The 14,779-nt window shown below is 61.3% G+C and carries 19 protein-coding genes; 8 read left to right on the top strand and 11 right to left on the bottom strand.

Going from position 1 to position 14,779, the window contains the following annotated elements:
• The first annotated feature begins 60 nt into the window (after positions 1–60).
• On the top strand, positions 61–255 hold the full coding sequence (locus HMPREF3138_RS08245; protein WP_038872997.1) for a ribbon-helix-helix domain-containing protein: 195 nt from the start codon (positions 61–63) through the stop codon (positions 253–255).
• Between the two features lie 8 nt (positions 256–263).
• Here the strand turns inward: HMPREF3138_RS08245 and HMPREF3138_RS08240 are convergent, their stop codons facing one another.
• Complete coding sequence (locus HMPREF3138_RS08240; protein ID WP_038872994.1) at positions 264–878, bottom strand: TetR/AcrR family transcriptional regulator; 615 nt, start codon at positions 876–878, stop codon at positions 264–266.
• 116 nt (positions 879–994) lie between these two features.
• On the opposite strand from HMPREF3138_RS08240, the gene HMPREF3138_RS08235 reads away from it, so the two are divergent.
• The 3 genes from HMPREF3138_RS08235 (at position 995) to HMPREF3138_RS08225 (ending at position 3,028) form a co-directional block, all read left to right on the top strand.
• Positions 995–2,011, top strand: coding sequence for an SDR family oxidoreductase (locus HMPREF3138_RS08235; protein WP_038872991.1), 1,017 nt, complete (start codon positions 995–997; stop codon positions 2,009–2,011).
• A gap of 76 nt (positions 2,012–2,087) precedes the next feature.
• A complete protein-coding gene (locus HMPREF3138_RS08230) occupies positions 2,088–2,489 on the top strand; it encodes a VOC family protein (RefSeq protein ID WP_038872988.1) in 402 nt (133 codons plus the stop codon).
• Entirely contained in the window at positions 2,489–3,028 is a 540-nt protein-coding gene (locus tag HMPREF3138_RS08225) for a dihydrofolate reductase family protein (protein ID WP_170310527.1), read from the top strand. The genes HMPREF3138_RS08230 and HMPREF3138_RS08225 overlap by 1 nt, the downstream gene beginning before the upstream one ends.
• Here HMPREF3138_RS08225 and HMPREF3138_RS08220 read toward each other — a convergent pair.
• The 3 genes from HMPREF3138_RS08220 to HMPREF3138_RS08210 form a co-directional block, all read right to left on the bottom strand.
• Entirely contained in the window at positions 3,013–4,407 is a 1,395-nt protein-coding gene (locus tag HMPREF3138_RS08220) for an MFS transporter (RefSeq protein WP_038872982.1), read from the bottom strand. The genes HMPREF3138_RS08225 and HMPREF3138_RS08220 overlap by 16 nt on opposite strands.
• A 113-nt stretch (positions 4,408–4,520) precedes the next feature.
• On the bottom strand, positions 4,521–5,588 hold the full coding sequence (locus HMPREF3138_RS08215) for an oxidoreductase (RefSeq protein WP_038872979.1): 1,068 nt from the start codon (positions 5,586–5,588) through the stop codon (positions 4,521–4,523).
• 12 nt (positions 5,589–5,600) lie between these two features.
• Positions 5,601–6,350 (bottom strand): DeoR/GlpR family DNA-binding transcription regulator, encoded by a 750-nt coding sequence (locus HMPREF3138_RS08210; RefSeq protein ID WP_038872976.1) that lies wholly within the window; start codon positions 6,348–6,350, stop codon positions 5,601–5,603.
• A 148-nt stretch (positions 6,351–6,498) separates the two neighbouring features.
• Between HMPREF3138_RS08210 and HMPREF3138_RS08205 the strand changes: the two genes are divergently transcribed.
• The gene (locus tag HMPREF3138_RS08205) at positions 6,499–7,374 is read left to right on the top strand and encodes an alpha/beta hydrolase (RefSeq protein WP_038872973.1); all 876 of its coding nucleotides are present in this window, start codon (positions 6,499–6,501) and stop codon (positions 7,372–7,374) included.
• Here HMPREF3138_RS08205 and HMPREF3138_RS08200 read toward each other — a convergent pair.
• Together HMPREF3138_RS08200 and HMPREF3138_RS08195 are read right to left on the bottom strand one after the other, a co-directional pair.
• Positions 7,301–8,518: an MFS transporter gene (locus HMPREF3138_RS08200; RefSeq protein WP_038872970.1), complete on the bottom strand. Its 1,218-nt coding sequence runs from the start codon at positions 8,516–8,518 to the stop codon at positions 7,301–7,303. The two genes, HMPREF3138_RS08205 and HMPREF3138_RS08200, sit on opposite strands and share 74 nt — an antisense overlap.
• Positions 8,509–9,675, bottom strand: coding sequence for a serine hydrolase domain-containing protein (locus HMPREF3138_RS08195; protein WP_038872967.1), 1,167 nt, complete (start codon positions 9,673–9,675; stop codon positions 8,509–8,511). Before HMPREF3138_RS08195 ends, HMPREF3138_RS08200 begins: the two co-directional genes overlap by 10 nt.
• A 121-nt stretch (positions 9,676–9,796) precedes the next feature.
• On the opposite strand from HMPREF3138_RS08195, the gene HMPREF3138_RS08190 reads away from it, so the two are divergent.
• Positions 9,797–10,684: a LysR family transcriptional regulator gene (locus tag HMPREF3138_RS08190; protein ID WP_038872964.1), complete on the top strand. Its 888-nt coding sequence runs from the start codon at positions 9,797–9,799 to the stop codon at positions 10,682–10,684.
• Between the two features lie 84 nt (positions 10,685–10,768).
• Here HMPREF3138_RS08190 and HMPREF3138_RS08185 read toward each other — a convergent pair whose 3' ends face one another.
• From HMPREF3138_RS08185 to HMPREF3138_RS27395, 4 genes are all read right to left on the bottom strand, one after another.
• The gene (locus HMPREF3138_RS08185) at positions 10,769–10,903 is read right to left on the bottom strand and encodes an AcrZ family multidrug efflux pump-associated protein (RefSeq protein WP_033643027.1); all 135 of its coding nucleotides are present in this window, start codon (positions 10,901–10,903) and stop codon (positions 10,769–10,771) included.
• A 193-nt stretch (positions 10,904–11,096) separates the two neighbouring features.
• Entirely contained in the window at positions 11,097–11,567 is a 471-nt protein-coding gene (locus tag HMPREF3138_RS08180; protein WP_038872961.1) for an Rrf2 family transcriptional regulator, read from the bottom strand.
• A 131-nt stretch (positions 11,568–11,698) separates the two neighbouring features.
• The gene (locus tag HMPREF3138_RS27400) at positions 11,699–11,827 is read right to left on the bottom strand and encodes a DUF427 domain-containing protein (protein WP_239667091.1); all 129 of its coding nucleotides are present in this window, start codon (positions 11,825–11,827) and stop codon (positions 11,699–11,701) included.
• Between the two features lie 25 nt (positions 11,828–11,852).
• Positions 11,853–12,251 (bottom strand): DUF427 domain-containing protein, encoded by a 399-nt coding sequence (locus tag HMPREF3138_RS27395; RefSeq protein WP_239667092.1) that lies wholly within the window; start codon positions 12,249–12,251, stop codon positions 11,853–11,855.
• A gap of 71 nt (positions 12,252–12,322) precedes the next feature.
• On the opposite strand from HMPREF3138_RS27395, the gene osmB reads away from it, so the two are divergent.
• Positions 12,323–12,535: an osmotically-inducible lipoprotein OsmB gene (osmB, locus tag HMPREF3138_RS08170; RefSeq protein WP_004940700.1), complete on the top strand. Its 213-nt coding sequence runs from the start codon at positions 12,323–12,325 to the stop codon at positions 12,533–12,535.
• A gap of 156 nt (positions 12,536–12,691) precedes the next feature.
• Here the strand turns inward: osmB and HMPREF3138_RS08165 are convergent, their stop codons facing one another.
• Positions 12,692–14,236, bottom strand: a complete 1,545-nt coding sequence (locus HMPREF3138_RS08165) for a methyl-accepting chemotaxis protein (protein ID WP_174157821.1) — start codon at positions 14,234–14,236, stop codon at positions 12,692–12,694.
• A gap of 414 nt (positions 14,237–14,650) precedes the next feature.
• Here HMPREF3138_RS08165 and HMPREF3138_RS27390 point away from each other — a divergent pair, with 414 nt between their 5' ends.
• Positions 14,651–14,773, top strand: coding sequence for a hypothetical protein (locus HMPREF3138_RS27390; protein ID WP_256388236.1), 123 nt, complete (start codon positions 14,651–14,653; stop codon positions 14,771–14,773).
• Positions 14,774–14,779: the final 6 nt, after the last annotated feature.

Genomic DNA, 14,779 nt, shown 5'->3' with positions numbered 1-14,779 from the left:
TGGCTGGCCGCTTCGCCCACGTGGTATTATCATTCAGTTATCATTCTCTGGAGGATCCTGATGGAAAAGAAAACGGCGCGGCTCACGGTGCTGATTGACCCGGACAAGAAAAAAGCCCTGGAAGACCTGTGCCTGCAGCAGGACGTTACCCCTTCCCAGGTGGTACGCCAGCTGATCCGCGATTACCTGCATAAGCATCAGGTGGACTATCCCAGCCAGCCGACCCACGCCAACCCGCGCGTAGAGAGCAATTGAGGCCGCGCCTATTCCGACGGCGCGGACAATAGCCCCCGTAAAAATACCATCAGGATTTTTCCGTACGGCTCACCGCCTTGCATGGCTTTCTGCAATGCCAGTCCATGCGCCATGGCCATAAACGCCGCCGCTAATTCTTCCGGCTCTGCCGGCGGCGTTTTATCCAAGTGATCAAACAACGCTTCCAGCGCTGACGCTATCGCCGCCTGATGATGTCGCCAGATTTTGTTATATTCGGCGGCAAACGTTGGGCTGCGCCGCGCATGAAGTTGCAACTCGACCGACAGCATGCCCCAATCCACGTCCAGATTCAGCGTCGCCGCCCAGGTTTCCAACGCCGCCAGCACCTGCTTCGGCGTACGTGCATCGGATTGCGTCAAACTCGCCAATTGCCCCGCCTCCGCCTGCATATGGCGTTGTAAAAGCGCCAACAGCAGTGCCTCTTTGGTGGCAAAATTAGAATAGAACGCGCCCTGTGAATACCCCGCCTGACTCGCGATATCTCGTATGGAAGCCGCACCGTAGCCGTTGGCGATAAACAACTGCCTGGCGGTTTCTATAAGCCGGTCGCGGGTTTGCCGTTGGCTCTCCTCACGCGTTAAACGTTTTTTCGTCGTTTTCATTGAGATAGTTCCCTTTCTCTGCCGTAGAACAGCACTCAAGATATCACTTGATATTTTTAATGTCCGCCACTAATTTAAATATCAACTGAAATCCGAATAACTATTGAGATTTTAAAATGCAAAAAACAAAAACGGCTTTCGTCACAGGCGCTACTGGGCTACTCGGTAACCATCTGGTACGCGCCCTGTTGGCGCAAGGGTGGCATGTTCGCGCGCTGGTGCGCTCGGATGAAAAATGCCGGCGGCAGTTCGGTGAAGCTCCTGAGATCGAGCGAGTCACCGGAGATATGCTGAATGTGGCCGCTTTCGCCGACCGCCTGACAGGATGTGACGTTCTGTTTCACACCGCCGCTTATTTTCGCGAAAACTACCAGGGCGGCAACCATTGGGACAACCTGCACGCCGTCAACATCGAAGGGACGAAGTGCTTGCTGGAACACGCCCGGTGCGCGGGCATTCGACGTTTCGTCCACACCTCTTCCGTCGCCGTATTAGCTGGAGAAGCCGGGCAGTTGCTGGACGAGACCTGTCTGCGCCGTGAGGAAGACGCCGATGATTACTACCGCAGCAAAATTATGGCCGACCACGCCGTACTCGACTTTTTACAACGGTATCCCGATATGCACGGCAACATGGTATTACCGGGATGGATGTGGGGCCCCGCTGATTTAGGCCCCACCTCTTCGGGGCAGTTAGCTCGCGACGTCCTGCTCGGTAAATTGCCGGGCCTGATTCCAGGCAGTTTTTCAGTGGTCGATGCCCGCGATGTGGCGCTGGCGCTGATCTGTGCCGCCGAGCGTGGAGAGCGAGGGGCGCGCTATCTGGCGGCAGGAAGGCATATCTCCATGCAAGCGCTGGTGCAGATGTTAGGCAAAATCGCCAATGTCAAAACGCCAACTCGCGTTTTACCCACCCCGCTGTTGTACGCGCTGGCGACAATGCAGGAAGCCTATTCCCGCCTCAGTGGCAAGCCTATCCTGCTGAGTCTGGCGACAGTAAGGTTGATGAGGCAAGAAGCCGACCGGTCCCATTACAATTCGGCTAAAAGCGAACGCGAACTCGCGCTGAGCTTCAGACCGCTGGAGCAAACGCTCGGTGATACGTTGAGCTGGATCCACGCCAACGGATTTTGACGTCGTATGGCCTGTCCATCCTGCGGTATCGCTGCTACTGTTTGATGCGTTCATCCCTCTTCAGAAAGGAAGCGCCATGTTCAGTCATATTACCGTCGGCGTCAGCGATCTGGACGCTGCCGCCGCATTCTACGACGCCATTCTGTTGCCGCTGGGATTACAGCGGCGGGAAGTGACGCCGGACGGCGGTCCCGCCGCCCGCTGTTGGGTGATGCCGGGGCAAGCGCTGCCGCGTTTCTATGCCTACCAACCCTTCGACAGACAGCCCGCCAGCGCCGGCAACGGCAGCATGCTGGCCTTTCTCGCCGCCGATGAGCTGGCGGTCAAGCGCGCCTACGCCGCCGGCCTGCTGGCGGGCGGCGGCAGTGAAGGCGAACCCGGCGAACGCGCGCACTACGGCAAAGGCTATTTCGGTGCTTACCTGCGCGATCCCGACGGCAACAAGGTGCATGTGGTTTACCGGGGAGATCTCGCCTGATGAAATGCTCGGTTTACATCGCCACCAGCGTGGACGGCTTCATCGCCGGAGCGGACGGCGACATCGACTGGCTGCTGCGGCCCGAGTACGCGGTTTCATTGCTCAACGGGCTAAGCTATGAGGCGTTTATCGCCGACATCGACGCGCTGGTGATGGGGCGCCATACCTATGAGAAAGTCCGCGCCTTTCCCGAGTGGCCCTATGGCGAACTGCCGGTGGTGGTGCTGTCGACGCAACCGCCCGCACAACAAGATACCGCGCACGTTCGCTGGATGACTGGCGAACCGGCGGCCATCGTGGCGCAGCTGGCCGAGCAAGGCTGCCGTCACCTGTATATCGACGGCGGCCAGACCGTTCAGCGCTTCCTGCAGGCCGGGTTGATCGACGAGATGACTATCACGCGCGTGCCGCTGCTGCTGGGCGGCGGCATTCCCTTATTCGGCGCCGATGGCCCGGAGCAGCGCCTGCGCCTGCTCGCCGTCACCCCCTCGGATAACGGGTTCGTGCAAGAACGCTACGCGGTTCAGCGCGCGTCGTAACGCAGCATCAGCCGGCGGCCGCCGAGGGCGATGAGCAACGCCGCCAACGCCAACAGCGCCGCCACGCCGTAAGTCACCTGCATCCCGTAAGCCGCGGCGGCCGCCGCGCCCGCCACCCGCTGCGAAGCCAGATAAAACAGCGCCCCCATCGCCGAAGCGCCGGTGATCGCCCCGAGGTTGCGCGCCAGGTTCACCATACCGGCGATAAGCCCACGTCGCTCGGGAAACAAATCCTTCATCAACATGGTGTTGTTGGCCACCTGAAACAGCGCATAGCCGGCGGTCAGCAGCGCGATGGGCGCCACATAGCCGAGCACGCCGACGCGGCTAAGCAGCGACAGCAACGCCGCACCGGCAGCCACCGCCGCCAGCCCAAACTGCGCGATGCGCTGCGATCCAAAACGATCCACCAAATAACCGGCCGGAATGCCGGTCAGGATCGCCACCGCCGGCCCCGCCGACATCACCAGCCCGACCTGCGCGGCGCTTAGCCCCAGCGCGCGTGACAGGTAGAACGGCCCGACCACCAGCGTGGCGGTCATGACCGTCATCACCAGCGCGCTGGCCGCCAGCCCCGCCGTCAGGGCCGGATGACGGAACATCGTCGGTGCCAACAGCGGCGAGGCGGCGCGGCGTTCCACGCCGATGAACAGCGCCCCCGCCAACAGCGCCCCCAGCATCAACGCCAGGTTGAGCGCGCCGAAATTGCCGCGCCCGAGGGTCATCGCCAGCGAATAGCAGAGCAATGCGCCGCCCAGCAGTAGCGTACCGGCGCGATCGAACGGTTCCTGGCGCGCTGCCGGGCGTGCCCCATCCGGCAAGTATCGCCAGGCGAGCCACAGCGCCAACAGGCCCAGCGGCAGATTGATCAGAAACATCGCCCGCCAGCCGAAGCCGGCGATCAGCGCGCCGCCCAACGACGGCCCCAGCGCGGTGCCCACTGCCGACATCGTGCCGAGCAGCCCCATCGCGCGGCCGATTTTTTCCGTGCCCAGTGCCTCGCCCGCCAGCGCCATGGCGATCGACATCATGACCGCGCCCCCCAGCCCCTGCGCCAGGCGCGCCGCCAGCAGCAGCCAAAGCTGTGGGGCCAGCGCGCAAGCCAGCGAAGCGGCGGTAAACAGCGCGATGCCCGCCAACAGCAGGCGGCGGCGATTAAGGCTGTCGCCCAAGCGACCGATGCCGATGATGCAGGTGGTGACGGCCAGCAAATAACAGAGCAATACCCACTGCACCGCCTGGAACGAAGCATGGAACGCGGTGGCGAGCGCCGGCAGCCCGACGTTGGCGATGCTGATGCCGAGCGATGACAGCAGCATGCTCAGAGACAGTGCGGCCAATATGCCGCGCACGCCCTGCGGCGAAGGATGGGATAACATGATAAACACTCCTGACATAGACTGAGGATTAGCCTATGCCAGGGGTTGGGATGGCGGAAGACGCACGACATGCACTGTATCCATGCGTCTGACGCCTTATCTGCCGCGAACCGTTACCAGGCGGCGATTTCTGCCTCGGTGAGCGGCAGAGCTTGGGTGACGCCGGTTTCCGCCGCCAGGGTGGCCGCCTCCAGCACCGCCATCACCGCCAGCGCCTGCGGGGCGGTAACCGGGTTGGCCCCGACGCCGCGCAGCGCGTCGCGGACCTGGACGTAATATTGACGCTGGTCGCCATCCGGCGTCGGCAGCGTGCGCACCGGCTCCGTGCCGATAAACAGGCTCATCGCGTCGTCGTCTTTGCCCCACTCCGCCGAGCCCGGCGTCACGCCGGCCAACAGTTGGCTCTCCTGCCCGTCGGCGCGCGCTTTGACCACGCTGCCTTTCTCGCCGTGTACGGTAAAGCGCGCCACGCCCCCCGCCACCAGCATGCTGCCGTGCAGGATCACGCGGTGCGTCGGGTAGTTGAGCACCACGTGGGCCCAGTCGTTAACCTGCGCGTTGGGGCGCAGCGTGGCGATGTTGGCCTGCACGCTGTGCGGCAAACCGAACAGCTGCAGCGCCTGATCGACCATGTGCGGCCCCAGATCGAACCACAGCCCGCTCCCCGGCAGGTTCTGTTCGCGCCAGCGCACCCGCACTTCAGGGCGGTAGCGATCGATGTGCGACTCAAAGTGCGTCACCTTGCCGATCAGCCCCTGTTCGATCACCTGCTTCACGCCCAGGTAGTCGCTGTCCCAGCGGCGGTTCTGGAACACCGACAGCAGACGATCGTGTTTTTTCGCCGCCGCAATCAGCGTGCGCGCCTGCGCCAAATCCAGCGTAAACGGCTTATCCACCACCACGTGCTTGCCCGCCTCCAACGCGGCCAGCGCCAGCGGCGCATGGGTGTCGTTCGGCGACGCGATCACCACCAAATCCACCTCCTGCCGGCGGATAGCCTCCAGCGGATCGGCGATCACCTGCGCGTGCGGCAGATCGGCATGCACCTTGGCGGCATCGCGCGAAGCCACCACGCTCAGCTCCAGCCCCGGCACCGCGTTAATCAGCGGCGCGTGAAACGCCTTGCCGACGAAGCCGTAGCCAATCAGCGCCACCTGCAACGGTCGTGCGGTATCGTTCATCAGTGTTCTCCTCTAGCGGTCGTCGGCGACGACACAAAGTTCAATCAGTGATTGTTCGTCCAGGTTGTCCCACGGGCGATCGGTAAACAGCCGTTGGACCTGCGCCAGATCCGCAACGTGATGCGGTTCGCAGCGATCCAGTTTCATATGGTCGGCCACCAGCCAGCGCTCGCCGCTGTTGGCCAGCATGGCGCGTTTGACCTCAGCATCGGCCTCTTCGCCGGCGCTCAGCCCCAGCTGCGCATGCACCGCGCAGGCGCCCAACAAGGCGATGTCCGCGCGGTAGCGCGCCAACAACGCCAGGGTGGCGCCGCCGGCGAACAGCCGCTGGCGCGCATCCCACTGGCCGCCAAGCAGGATCAGGTTGATCTCCGGCCTGTCGCTCAGGCACTGCGCGATATCCAGCGAAGCGGTGATCACCGTGGCCGGCCCACGCAGCGCCTGCGCCACCGCCAGCAGCGTACTGCCCGCATCCAGCATCAGGGTGCTGCCGGGTGGGATCTGCGCGGCCACCGCGCGGCCGAGCCGCTGCTTGACCTGCGGCAACAGCGCCGCACGCGCCTGGCGCGGCATGTCGGACGGTTCGAGCGCGATCGCCCCGCCGTGATGTTTCTGCGCCAACCCTTGCCGCTCGAGATCGGCCAGATCGCGGCGCACGGTATCGACCGAAACGCCGATGGCGCCGGCCAATTCCGCCACCGCCGCCTGCCCGCGTTCGCTGAGCAAATCCAGTAAATGGCGCTGTCGTGCCGCTTTGTGCATGGGTTTATTCCGCAATAAAAAGCATAAAACAGCAATATACAGCAGAAAACAGCATCGGAGAAGCCGCAATGATGCGCACCGGAGATCAAACATCTTTTCGCCTGTGGGACGATGATGAAGGCATAACGCATAACAATCCGGAGAAGTGATGAGCATCGATCTGACGTTTGAAGACCTGAGCGCGCGCGCCGTGCAATACAACGCCCGCGCTTCGGTGGAAGATTTTGACGCCTGCATGGCGGAATACGCCGCGCTGGCCCAGCGCGCCAGGGCACAGACGCCCGGCATTTACGACCTGCGCTACGGCATGAGCGCCGCAGAGCGCCTCGATCTGTTCCCGGCCTGCACGCAGCCCGCCCCGCTGCTGATCTTTATTCATGGCGGCTACTGGCATTCGCAGCGCAAAGAGGAAGCCTGTTCGATGGCCGCCGCGTTTGCCCGCCGCGGCGTGGCGGTCGCCACGCTGGAATACACGCTGGCGCCGGAAGCGACGCTGGCGGAGATCGTGCACGAGGTGCGCAGCGCCGTCGCCTGGCTTTATCATCACGGGGCGCCTTTCGGCATCGATCCGGCACGCATTTTCGTCAGCGGCAGTTCGGCCGGCGGCCACCTGTGCGGCATGCTGATCGCCGACGGCTGGCAATCACGCTATCGCCTGCCGCCCGACGCGATCAAAGGCGCGCTGGCGCTGAGCGGCCTCTACGATCTGCGCCCGCTTTGCGATGTCTATATCAACGACTGGCTGCACCTGACGCTCGAGCAGGCGCAAACCCTTAGCCCGCTGTTTTTACTGCCGGCGAAGGAACATGCGCCGCAGATATTGCTCGACGTCGGCCAGCGGGAAACCCAAGGGTTTAAAAACCAGACGCAGGCCTATTATGACGCCTGCCTGGCGCGCGGCCTCGACGTCCAGCTGCTGGCCGATCGCCACTGCAACCACTTTACGCTGGTCAACGAACTGGCCGATGCGGAAAGCGCGATGTTTCGGCAGGTGATGGCGATGATTGACGCAACGCAACCGTAGCCTGCCGTTGCAGCCACAGCCTGGCGGCGATCGCGATCGCCGCCAGTGCGGCAAACATGGCCCCACACAGCAGGCTGCCCTGTAGCCCCCAGGCAGCGATAAACCAACCGCCCACCAGCGACCCCACCGCCACGCCCAGGTTGATAAAGGCGATATACAGCCCGGTGGCGAACGCCGGCGCCTGCGGCGCTTCGGAGGTCAGCCAGACCTGCGTCACGATCAAACCGCTGGTGTGCGCCGCCCCCCAATACAGGCAAAGTGCCGTCATCGAGCCGATATTCGCGCTGCCGTAGCGATACAACAGCGCATAAGCCGCAATCAAGGCTATCGGATGCAGCAGCACCGTCACTGCGCGGTGGCGGCTCAACCACTTGCCGGCCAACAGGTTGCCCGCGACGCCGCCCACACCGAACGCCACCAGAAGCCAGCCGATGGCGGCGTCGCCAATACCGGCTTCACGGCTGAGGTACTCGGCTGCGTAAGCGTAGACGGCAAACATGGCGGCAAAGATCAGTACGCAGGTAATGATATTCAACCACAGCGTGCCGCTGCGCAGGATTGCCAACTGCTTGCCGTAGCTGAGACGCTGCACGGCCGCAACAGGCAAGCGCCACAGCAATCCCAGCGCCGCCAGAAGGTTGACCAGCGCGCAAAATCGGAACGATGCCTCATAGCTGAACTGCCCGGCGATCCATTGCGTCAGCGGTATGCCCAATACCATCCCCATGCTGGTGCCGATAAACGCATAAGCGGTTGCTTTGGTGGCCAGATGCGGCGGATAAAGCGCCGCGGCCGCCACCATAGCCAGTGAAAAGTAGATCGGATGAAACAACGCCGGCAAAATACGCAGCAGCATCAGCATGGCAAAGCTGTCCGCCTGAGCGGCCAGCGCGCTGGCTGCCGCAAACACGGCCAACGCGATCAACAACATGCGTTTGCGATTGAACCGCGACGCCAGCAGCACCAACAGCGGCCCGAACAGCGCAATGGTCAGGGCGAAGACCCCGACCAGCCAGCCGGCCTGCGCCGTGGAGATGCCATAGCGCGTGATGATCTGCGGTAAAATACCCACCACGCCGAACTCAATGCAGTAAACGCCGAACAACCCCAGCGCGATGAAGAAAATCGGTGGCATCAGGCCCATGACGGCACTCCCGTGGCGGCATAAACCGCCTGACAAATCTCGCCGACAAAGGCGCCGGACATTCCTTCCAGCGCCGTGTTGGTAAACGCCACCACGCTGAGCTGCCGGGCAGGATCGACGAACCACGAGTGGCCATAGGTGCCGCCCATCCGCCAGCTGCCCACAGACTCCGGCGTTTGCGCGGCGACGGGATCTTTCAGCACGGTGATGCCCAGGCCGAAGCCGCGCCCTGGCCAAAACGGCATCGGCAGATCGCCGATTTGGTTGGTGGTCAGCGCCGCCACCCAATCGGTTGGCAGTACCTGCCCGCCCCCCTGGCGCAACGTTTCCAGCAGGCGCAGGAAATCCTCCGCCGAACCGACCATGCCGGCGCCGCCGGAGGCGTACGCCTGCGGATCCAGCGCACGCGCCGGCGACAGATGAAAACCGGCGCTGCCGTCGATGAAGGGTAAACGATCCGGCTGGCGCAGGCGGCGTGGCTCGCCGGGATGGTCAGCGTAAGCGGCCGCCAGGCGCGCGGCGTCCACCGCCAGGAAATCGGTATCCGTCATCGCCAGCGGCCCGGTCACCCATTTTTTGACCGCCTGCGCCAGCGGCAGGCCGCTCGCCCGTTCAATAACCGCGCCCAACACATCGGTGGCGATGGAATAACGCCACTCCGCGCCGGGCGGTGCCAGCAACGGCGCGGAAGCAATGCGCCGCACATTTTCCGGCAGGCTGACCGCCGCCTCATCCATCCCGTCGGAGACGCCCAATCGTGCGTAGCATCCGTCTTCCGGCTGAAAAAAGCGGTAGCTTAACCCGGCGGTATGGGTCATTAAATGGCGCAGCGTCAACAACGGGACGGTGCCGTCCGCCAGCCGCGGACGAAAATCCGGCAGCCAGCGGGTAACGGGATCGTCCAACCGCATGTCTCCTCGCGCCATCAGCGCCAGCGCCGCCGTGGGCACGATCGGTTTGGACACCGAAGCCAGCCGAAACAGCGTATTGCACGCCATCGGTTTGCCCGCTTCGCGATCTGCCATGCCCGCCGCGCGTCGATAAACAATCTCACCGCCCTGCGCCACCAAAACGACCGCGCCAACCAATCGTTTTTCGCGCAAGGCTTTCTCTATCGCGCCGTCGATCGCGTTGGCGGATGATCCGTATTCACTCATCTTTATTGCTCCAGGTAGTCAGCCCATGCTGTCGCCACCGAGCATAGAGCGTGGCGATTAACGGAAAAACAGGCTAGATTTCCTTTCATAGCGGACAATTTCGTCCTCAATGAGGCAAGCAATGGATAATCTGTCTGGGGTGAGCGTCTTTGTGCAGGCCGCGGAGACGCTGAGTTTCGTTGAGGCCGGCCGCGTGCTCGGCATTTCTGCCTCCGCGGTGGGGAAAAGCATCGCCCGCCTGGAAAATCGGCTGGGTGCACGCCTGTTCCACCGCAGCACGCGCAGCATGACGTTAACCGCCGAAGGCCGGCTGTTTCTGCTCCGCTGCCAGCGTATTCTCGGGGAATTAGCGGCGGCGGAACGGGAAATCAGCGATACGCACAGCGCGCCGCGCGGCAAGCTGCGTGTCAGTTTGCCGTTGGTGGGCGGCCTGTTGAATCCGGTGCTGGCGGAGTTCGTCCGGCGTTACCCGGAGATTGAGCTGGAAACCGATTTTTCCGACCGCCGGGTCGATGTCATCGAAGAAGGCTTTGATGCCGTAGTTCGCGTCGGCGAGACCGAGGACTCACGGCTGATGAGCCGCCAGCTGGGCACGTTTCATCTGCAGCTGGTGGCCTCGCCGGATTATTTGCGCCAGATGGGGATCCCGCATCAACCGGCGGAACTGCAAGGCCATGCCTGCCTGCTGTACAAATTTCCCGCGACCGGCAAAGTGGAACCCTGGCCGATCGCCGGATGGGAAAAGCTGCTCGCCGAGGGTATCAACACCCGGCTGGTCTGCAACACCGTCGATACCCTGATTTACCTGGCGGAAAGCGGCCAGGGCATCGCCTGTTTGCCGGATTTTGCCGTGAAGCGCGCACGGGAACAGGGGCGATTACAGCAGATATTGCGCGAGCATAGTCACCACAGCGGCAGCTTTAAAGTCCTGTGGCCTTCCAGCAAGCACCTGACGCCGAAACTCAGGGTGTTCATCGATACGCTGAGCGCCCGACTTTTTCTGGAGTAGAGGGGGATTTACGCTATGAAGCAAGGAGGGTACAGGATAATTCGGAGGGGAGCCGGAGGACGAGAACCGCCCCCTGGCGTGCCATCAGCCGTTTTTGCGGCCGATAGCGGAAAAGACGTTGAACACTTCACCCAGGCCGTAAATCGCGCCGAGCAAGACGGCTACCATTACCGGCACCAGGACCACCACGGTGGCCAAGCTTTCAATCATTTCTAACATCGTTCTCTCCTGGTTTATAAGCACAGCGAATCTGCGCCGGAAGAAAAGGTTTCCGGCCAATCGGTTGAGTATCGTGGGGAGGCAGTCTAAAACGTGAGCTACATCACACTTGATGCGAGCTAATGTAACTTACACAATTACATTAAAGCAATGCAAAAAATGCTCTGCGCGTAGCGGGAATTGGCGAGGGTTTTTATTGCGTATCCGCTTGATATTGCGGTGAACAAGGGATAAAAGGATAGCCTGCGCGCCGCTCGACCTGCCCGGCCATTTCGGCGATGCTGGTTTGCGCCAGGCTGGCTTCCAGCGCGTGACCGACGCGCGCGAACTCTTGCTCCAGCACCGGGGTAATCGCGTGGCCGATATAGCACGCATCGTTAGGCCGGGTACGGTGCAGCATAAAATACGGCTGATCCTCTACCGCGCGATACACGTCCAGCAGCGAGATCGCTTCCGCCGGCCGCGCCAGCAACGCCCCGCCGCCTTGCCCCATCTGTGAATAGGTCAGCCCGGCCTCCGCCAGCGCGCCGAGGATGCGCCGCACCACCGTCGGGTTGGTGTTGACGCTGCGCGCGATATCTTCAGAACGCACCGTCTGGCCGCGACACAGCGTAATGTTGGTCAGAATATGGATGGCAACGGCAAATCGCGTAGAGGTAGACACCTTGGCACCTGCTCAGAGTTTCGTTTATATCGGATTAAAACATAAGGAAAGCGTATTAATTTCCGGTAATACACATAATGAGTAGGGACAATAAGAATGTCAACCTGCCCCCGCCCGATGGCGGCGCCGGCTCACGCTTCGGTGCGGATCTCCGTCACTTTATCGGGATAAAATGCCAGATAATCCTTGATCGCTACCACGGCGTTGTAGGGCATTTCATAACTCCAGGCCACATTGGCCTCCTGCGCGCCGTTAAGCACAAGGGAGAAATAACTGCAGTCGCCCTTATAAGGGCAGCATGACGTGCTCGTTTTTCTGCAACAGCGCCCGATTCACATCCTCACGCGGAAAGTAAAACACCGGCGGATAGGTGGCTTCCTGCAGGATGAGCACGTTGCGGCTGTCGGCCAGGGTCTGACCGGCTGTACGCACAACAACCCGCGCCGGATGGCGGGTCAAGGTGATTGGGTGGTCCGGGCCGGGGATTTTCACCGGTTTGCCGGAGGCGGAAACGAGATCGGACATGGCGTCCTCCAGAGTGTGCGCCCCGCCCCCGCGAGGCGTCTTTCCAGTATAGACCCACGATTTTACCGGCGGCCGCACATTCGGCGAGCAAACGCTTTTCACCGCCGCAAAATTAAGAATTTTTACCTGTTCGATTTTCTTACGGAGGAATACATTCATCCCAACTTCTACCGGCAGGTTAATCGGATTATTTTTAATCCATTAATCAGTCAATTTACCAGGAACTCATTATGAATATTAAACGTGCCGCAGGTGTGTTGGTGGTGGTGATGGCAACGCTTTCCGTTACCGCATGTGGGCATATGTCCAATCGCGATCGCAACACGGCGATCGGCGCGGGCGTGGGCGCCGTCGGCGGCGCGGTGCTGACCGACGGCAGCACGCTGGGCACCCTTGGCGGCGCAGCGCTCGGCGGCATTATCGGCCACCAGACCAGCCGTTAATCATCCCGTCAAAAAATAATCTCTGCAGGCCGATGCTTTTTAAATCCATAAGCGTCGGCCTGCGCTTTTATTTAACCGCTTAACTTTCTCAGTGTGCGAAAATAATAAATAACGTTAAGCGCAGCTTTATTATTCATTAGCCTGCATCGGAAGTATTTATTGCGCCGGCAGCCTGAAACGCGCCATCGCTTTTTCTAACCGTTCCGACTCGCCCTGCAACAGCTGCGAAGCCTCGGTCACCGCGTTCACCACCGTGCCGGTTTGCCGCACCACCTGATTCAGCGCCGAGATGCGCGCCGTCACGTCCTGAATGCTCTCCCCCTGATTGAGCGATGCCAGGGAAATGTCCCCCATCAGCGCACTGCATTTGTTCACCAGATCGATAATCTGGCGCAGGTTGCCCGTCAGTAGCTCCACCGCCTGCGAACCTTGATCGATTTGCTGCAGCGAACGGTTGATCAACTGCTGAATATCGCGCGTCGAATGGCTGCTCTTTTGCGCCAACAGCCCCACCTCTTTGGCCACGATGGCAAAGCCGCGGCCATGAACGCCGGCGTGCGCCGCCTCGATTGCCGCATTCAGCGCCAACATATTGGTCTGGAACGCCACGCTGTCGATCAGCGCGACGATGCCGCGCATCTCGGCCGATTGGTTGACGATCCCTTGCATCGAAACATTGACGGTTTGCATCATCTGTTCACCGGCGCCGGCGCACTGCCGGGCCTGTTCGGTTCGTTGGCTGGCCTGCTGCGCGTATTGGCCGTTTTCCTCCACCCGCGCCGCCAGCTGCTGCACCTGCTCGGTCGCCAACTGTAATTCGCCGTTCTGCTTCGCCGACTGCGCCGTCAACTGTCGATTGCCGTCCGCCAGCCGCCCGACGCCGTTCAGGATCCCGCTCGCCGCATCGCGTACCTCGCTGACCAGGCGCTGCAGGCCGCCCTGCATGTGGCCAATGCTGGTCTGCAGCTGGCGCATCTCGCGGTTGAATGCCCGCTCAGGCGGCAGCGGCCGCGAAAGATCGCCGGCGGCCAGCACATTGAGGTGCGCGATCGCCCGCCGCAGCGGCGCGATCACCCAGCGAGAGACACCGACCCACACCCCCACGGCGATCAGCGCCAGCGCGGCCAGCGCGCCGAGCGCAAAGGTCCTGGCCTGCTCCAGCGCCGCCAATTGCCGCACGTTGACATCATCGCCACGCCGTTCGTTCAGCGCCTGATAAGCGAGGTACTTCTCGTTAAAATCCGCCTGAAACGCCTGGATCGGCACGGCGAAAAACGCATCGATACTGCTGCCCTGCAACCCTTGCGCCTGCTCTTTCAGGCCGTCATAGAACAGGCGATAGCTGTCTTTCAGGGCGCCCGCCGCCTCGGGCGCCTCCGCGCTCAAGCGCTCGAACTGGACGAAGGCCTGCTCTGAGGCCTGCAGCGCCGCCAACGATTCATCCAGCAGGCTGTGCCAACTGCCGTCGGAGCCGGTGGCTTTGTCCTGCAGGTAATAGATGCCCGCACGGTTCAAACTGTCGCTGGCCGTCAGCAGCGACAGTCTGGCGCGATCCATCGTCGCCTGCTGGCGATGCAAGCCGTTGCCCGCCACCAGGTTAGCCTTGGCGTCGCGCAGAATATTGGAAATAAATACGGTGGAAAACAGTTGCAGCAGAGAAAATAGCGCAATAACGCAAATTACGCCGCTTAATAAGCCCATGCTCTTGCCGAAGCCAAACGCGCGCGGCAGCGCCGCCGCAGATTTTACCCTGCGGCCCAGTGTCAGTTTTATGTTCATGATTTTTAGTCAGTAATACCAGGATGCCGCGAGTCTAACGGGCATTGATGACACTAATATTTCAGCCTGCTCTGTGCCGCCCCCGCCGACCTAGACAACCCAATAATCGGTATTGCTCGTCAACTCTCATTTTTATTTCTTGACTTGTTTAATACCGGATTTATAGTTTTCCCATTAAAAAAGAAACAAAGTTTCATATATTAACCGGCGCTGAATTTAATATATGAAACGCCCGATAAAATCGTCTCAAATATAAAACCGATGAGCGTAAGCACCCTGTTCACAGGTGAAACTCGCTCGCCTTAATAAACAGTCTACTTTCTTCAGGGGCCAGGCATGCGCAAGATTACGCTTTGTTTTTTCCTTGTTTCACCAGTGAGTTATGCAACCGTCGCCGCAATACCCAACGACGCTGCCGCCACCGTGGTGCCGGTAAAAAAAAGGTTCATCGCGCTTTAGCGTGAA

Source organism: Serratia sp. HMSC15F11 (assembly GCF_001808215.1).
GTDB classification, from domain to species: domain Bacteria; phylum Pseudomonadota; class Gammaproteobacteria; order Enterobacterales; family Enterobacteriaceae; genus Serratia; species Serratia nevei.
The sequence above is the reverse complement of the archived record's forward strand: the minus strand, read 5'-3'. Positions and strand labels throughout refer to the sequence as shown.

Excerpts from the sequence above, each read along its gene's own strand:
- HMPREF3138_RS08210 (WP_038872976.1), bottom strand. The coding sequence starts at position 6,350 with ATGCACAAAGCGGCACGACAGCGCCATTTACTGGATTTGCTCAGCGAA.
- HMPREF3138_RS08205 (WP_038872973.1), top strand. The coding sequence starts at position 6,499 with ATGAGCATCGATCTGACGTTTGAAGACCTGAGCGCGCGCGCCGTGCAA.
- HMPREF3138_RS08245 (WP_038872997.1), top strand. The coding sequence starts at position 61 with ATGGAAAAGAAAACGGCGCGGCTCACGGTGCTGATTGACCCGGACAAG.
- HMPREF3138_RS08195 (WP_038872967.1), bottom strand. The coding sequence starts at position 9,675 with ATGAGTGAATACGGATCATCCGCCAACGCGATCGACGGCGCGATAGAG.
- HMPREF3138_RS08220 (WP_038872982.1), bottom strand. The coding sequence starts at position 4,407 with ATGTTATCCCATCCTTCGCCGCAGGGCGTGCGCGGCATATTGGCCGCA.
- HMPREF3138_RS08240 (WP_038872994.1), bottom strand. The coding sequence starts at position 878 with ATGAAAACGACGAAAAAACGTTTAACGCGTGAGGAGAGCCAACGGCAA.
- HMPREF3138_RS08235 (WP_038872991.1), top strand. The coding sequence starts at position 995 with ATGCAAAAAACAAAAACGGCTTTCGTCACAGGCGCTACTGGGCTACTC.
- HMPREF3138_RS08185 (WP_033643027.1), bottom strand. The coding sequence starts at position 10,903 with ATGTTAGAAATGATTGAAAGCTTGGCCACCGTGGTGGTCCTGGTGCCG.
- HMPREF3138_RS08190 (WP_038872964.1), top strand. The coding sequence starts at position 9,797 with ATGGATAATCTGTCTGGGGTGAGCGTCTTTGTGCAGGCCGCGGAGACG.
- HMPREF3138_RS27390 (WP_256388236.1), top strand. The coding sequence starts at position 14,651 with ATGCGCAAGATTACGCTTTGTTTTTTCCTTGTTTCACCAGTGAGTTAT.
- HMPREF3138_RS08200 (WP_038872970.1), bottom strand. The coding sequence starts at position 8,518 with ATGGGCCTGATGCCACCGATTTTCTTCATCGCGCTGGGGTTGTTCGGC.
- HMPREF3138_RS08230 (WP_038872988.1), top strand. The coding sequence starts at position 2,088 with ATGTTCAGTCATATTACCGTCGGCGTCAGCGATCTGGACGCTGCCGCC.
- HMPREF3138_RS27395 (WP_239667092.1), bottom strand. The coding sequence starts at position 12,251 with ATGAATGTATTCCTCCGTAAGAAAATCGAACAGGTAAAAATTCTTAAT.
- osmB (WP_004940700.1), top strand. The coding sequence starts at position 12,323 with ATGAATATTAAACGTGCCGCAGGTGTGTTGGTGGTGGTGATGGCAACG.
- HMPREF3138_RS08165 (WP_174157821.1), bottom strand. The coding sequence starts at position 14,236 with ATGGGCTTATTAAGCGGCGTAATTTGCGTTATTGCGCTATTTTCTCTG.
- HMPREF3138_RS08215 (WP_038872979.1), bottom strand. The coding sequence starts at position 5,588 with ATGAACGATACCGCACGACCGTTGCAGGTGGCGCTGATTGGCTACGGC.
- HMPREF3138_RS08225 (WP_170310527.1), top strand. The coding sequence starts at position 2,489 with ATGAAATGCTCGGTTTACATCGCCACCAGCGTGGACGGCTTCATCGCC.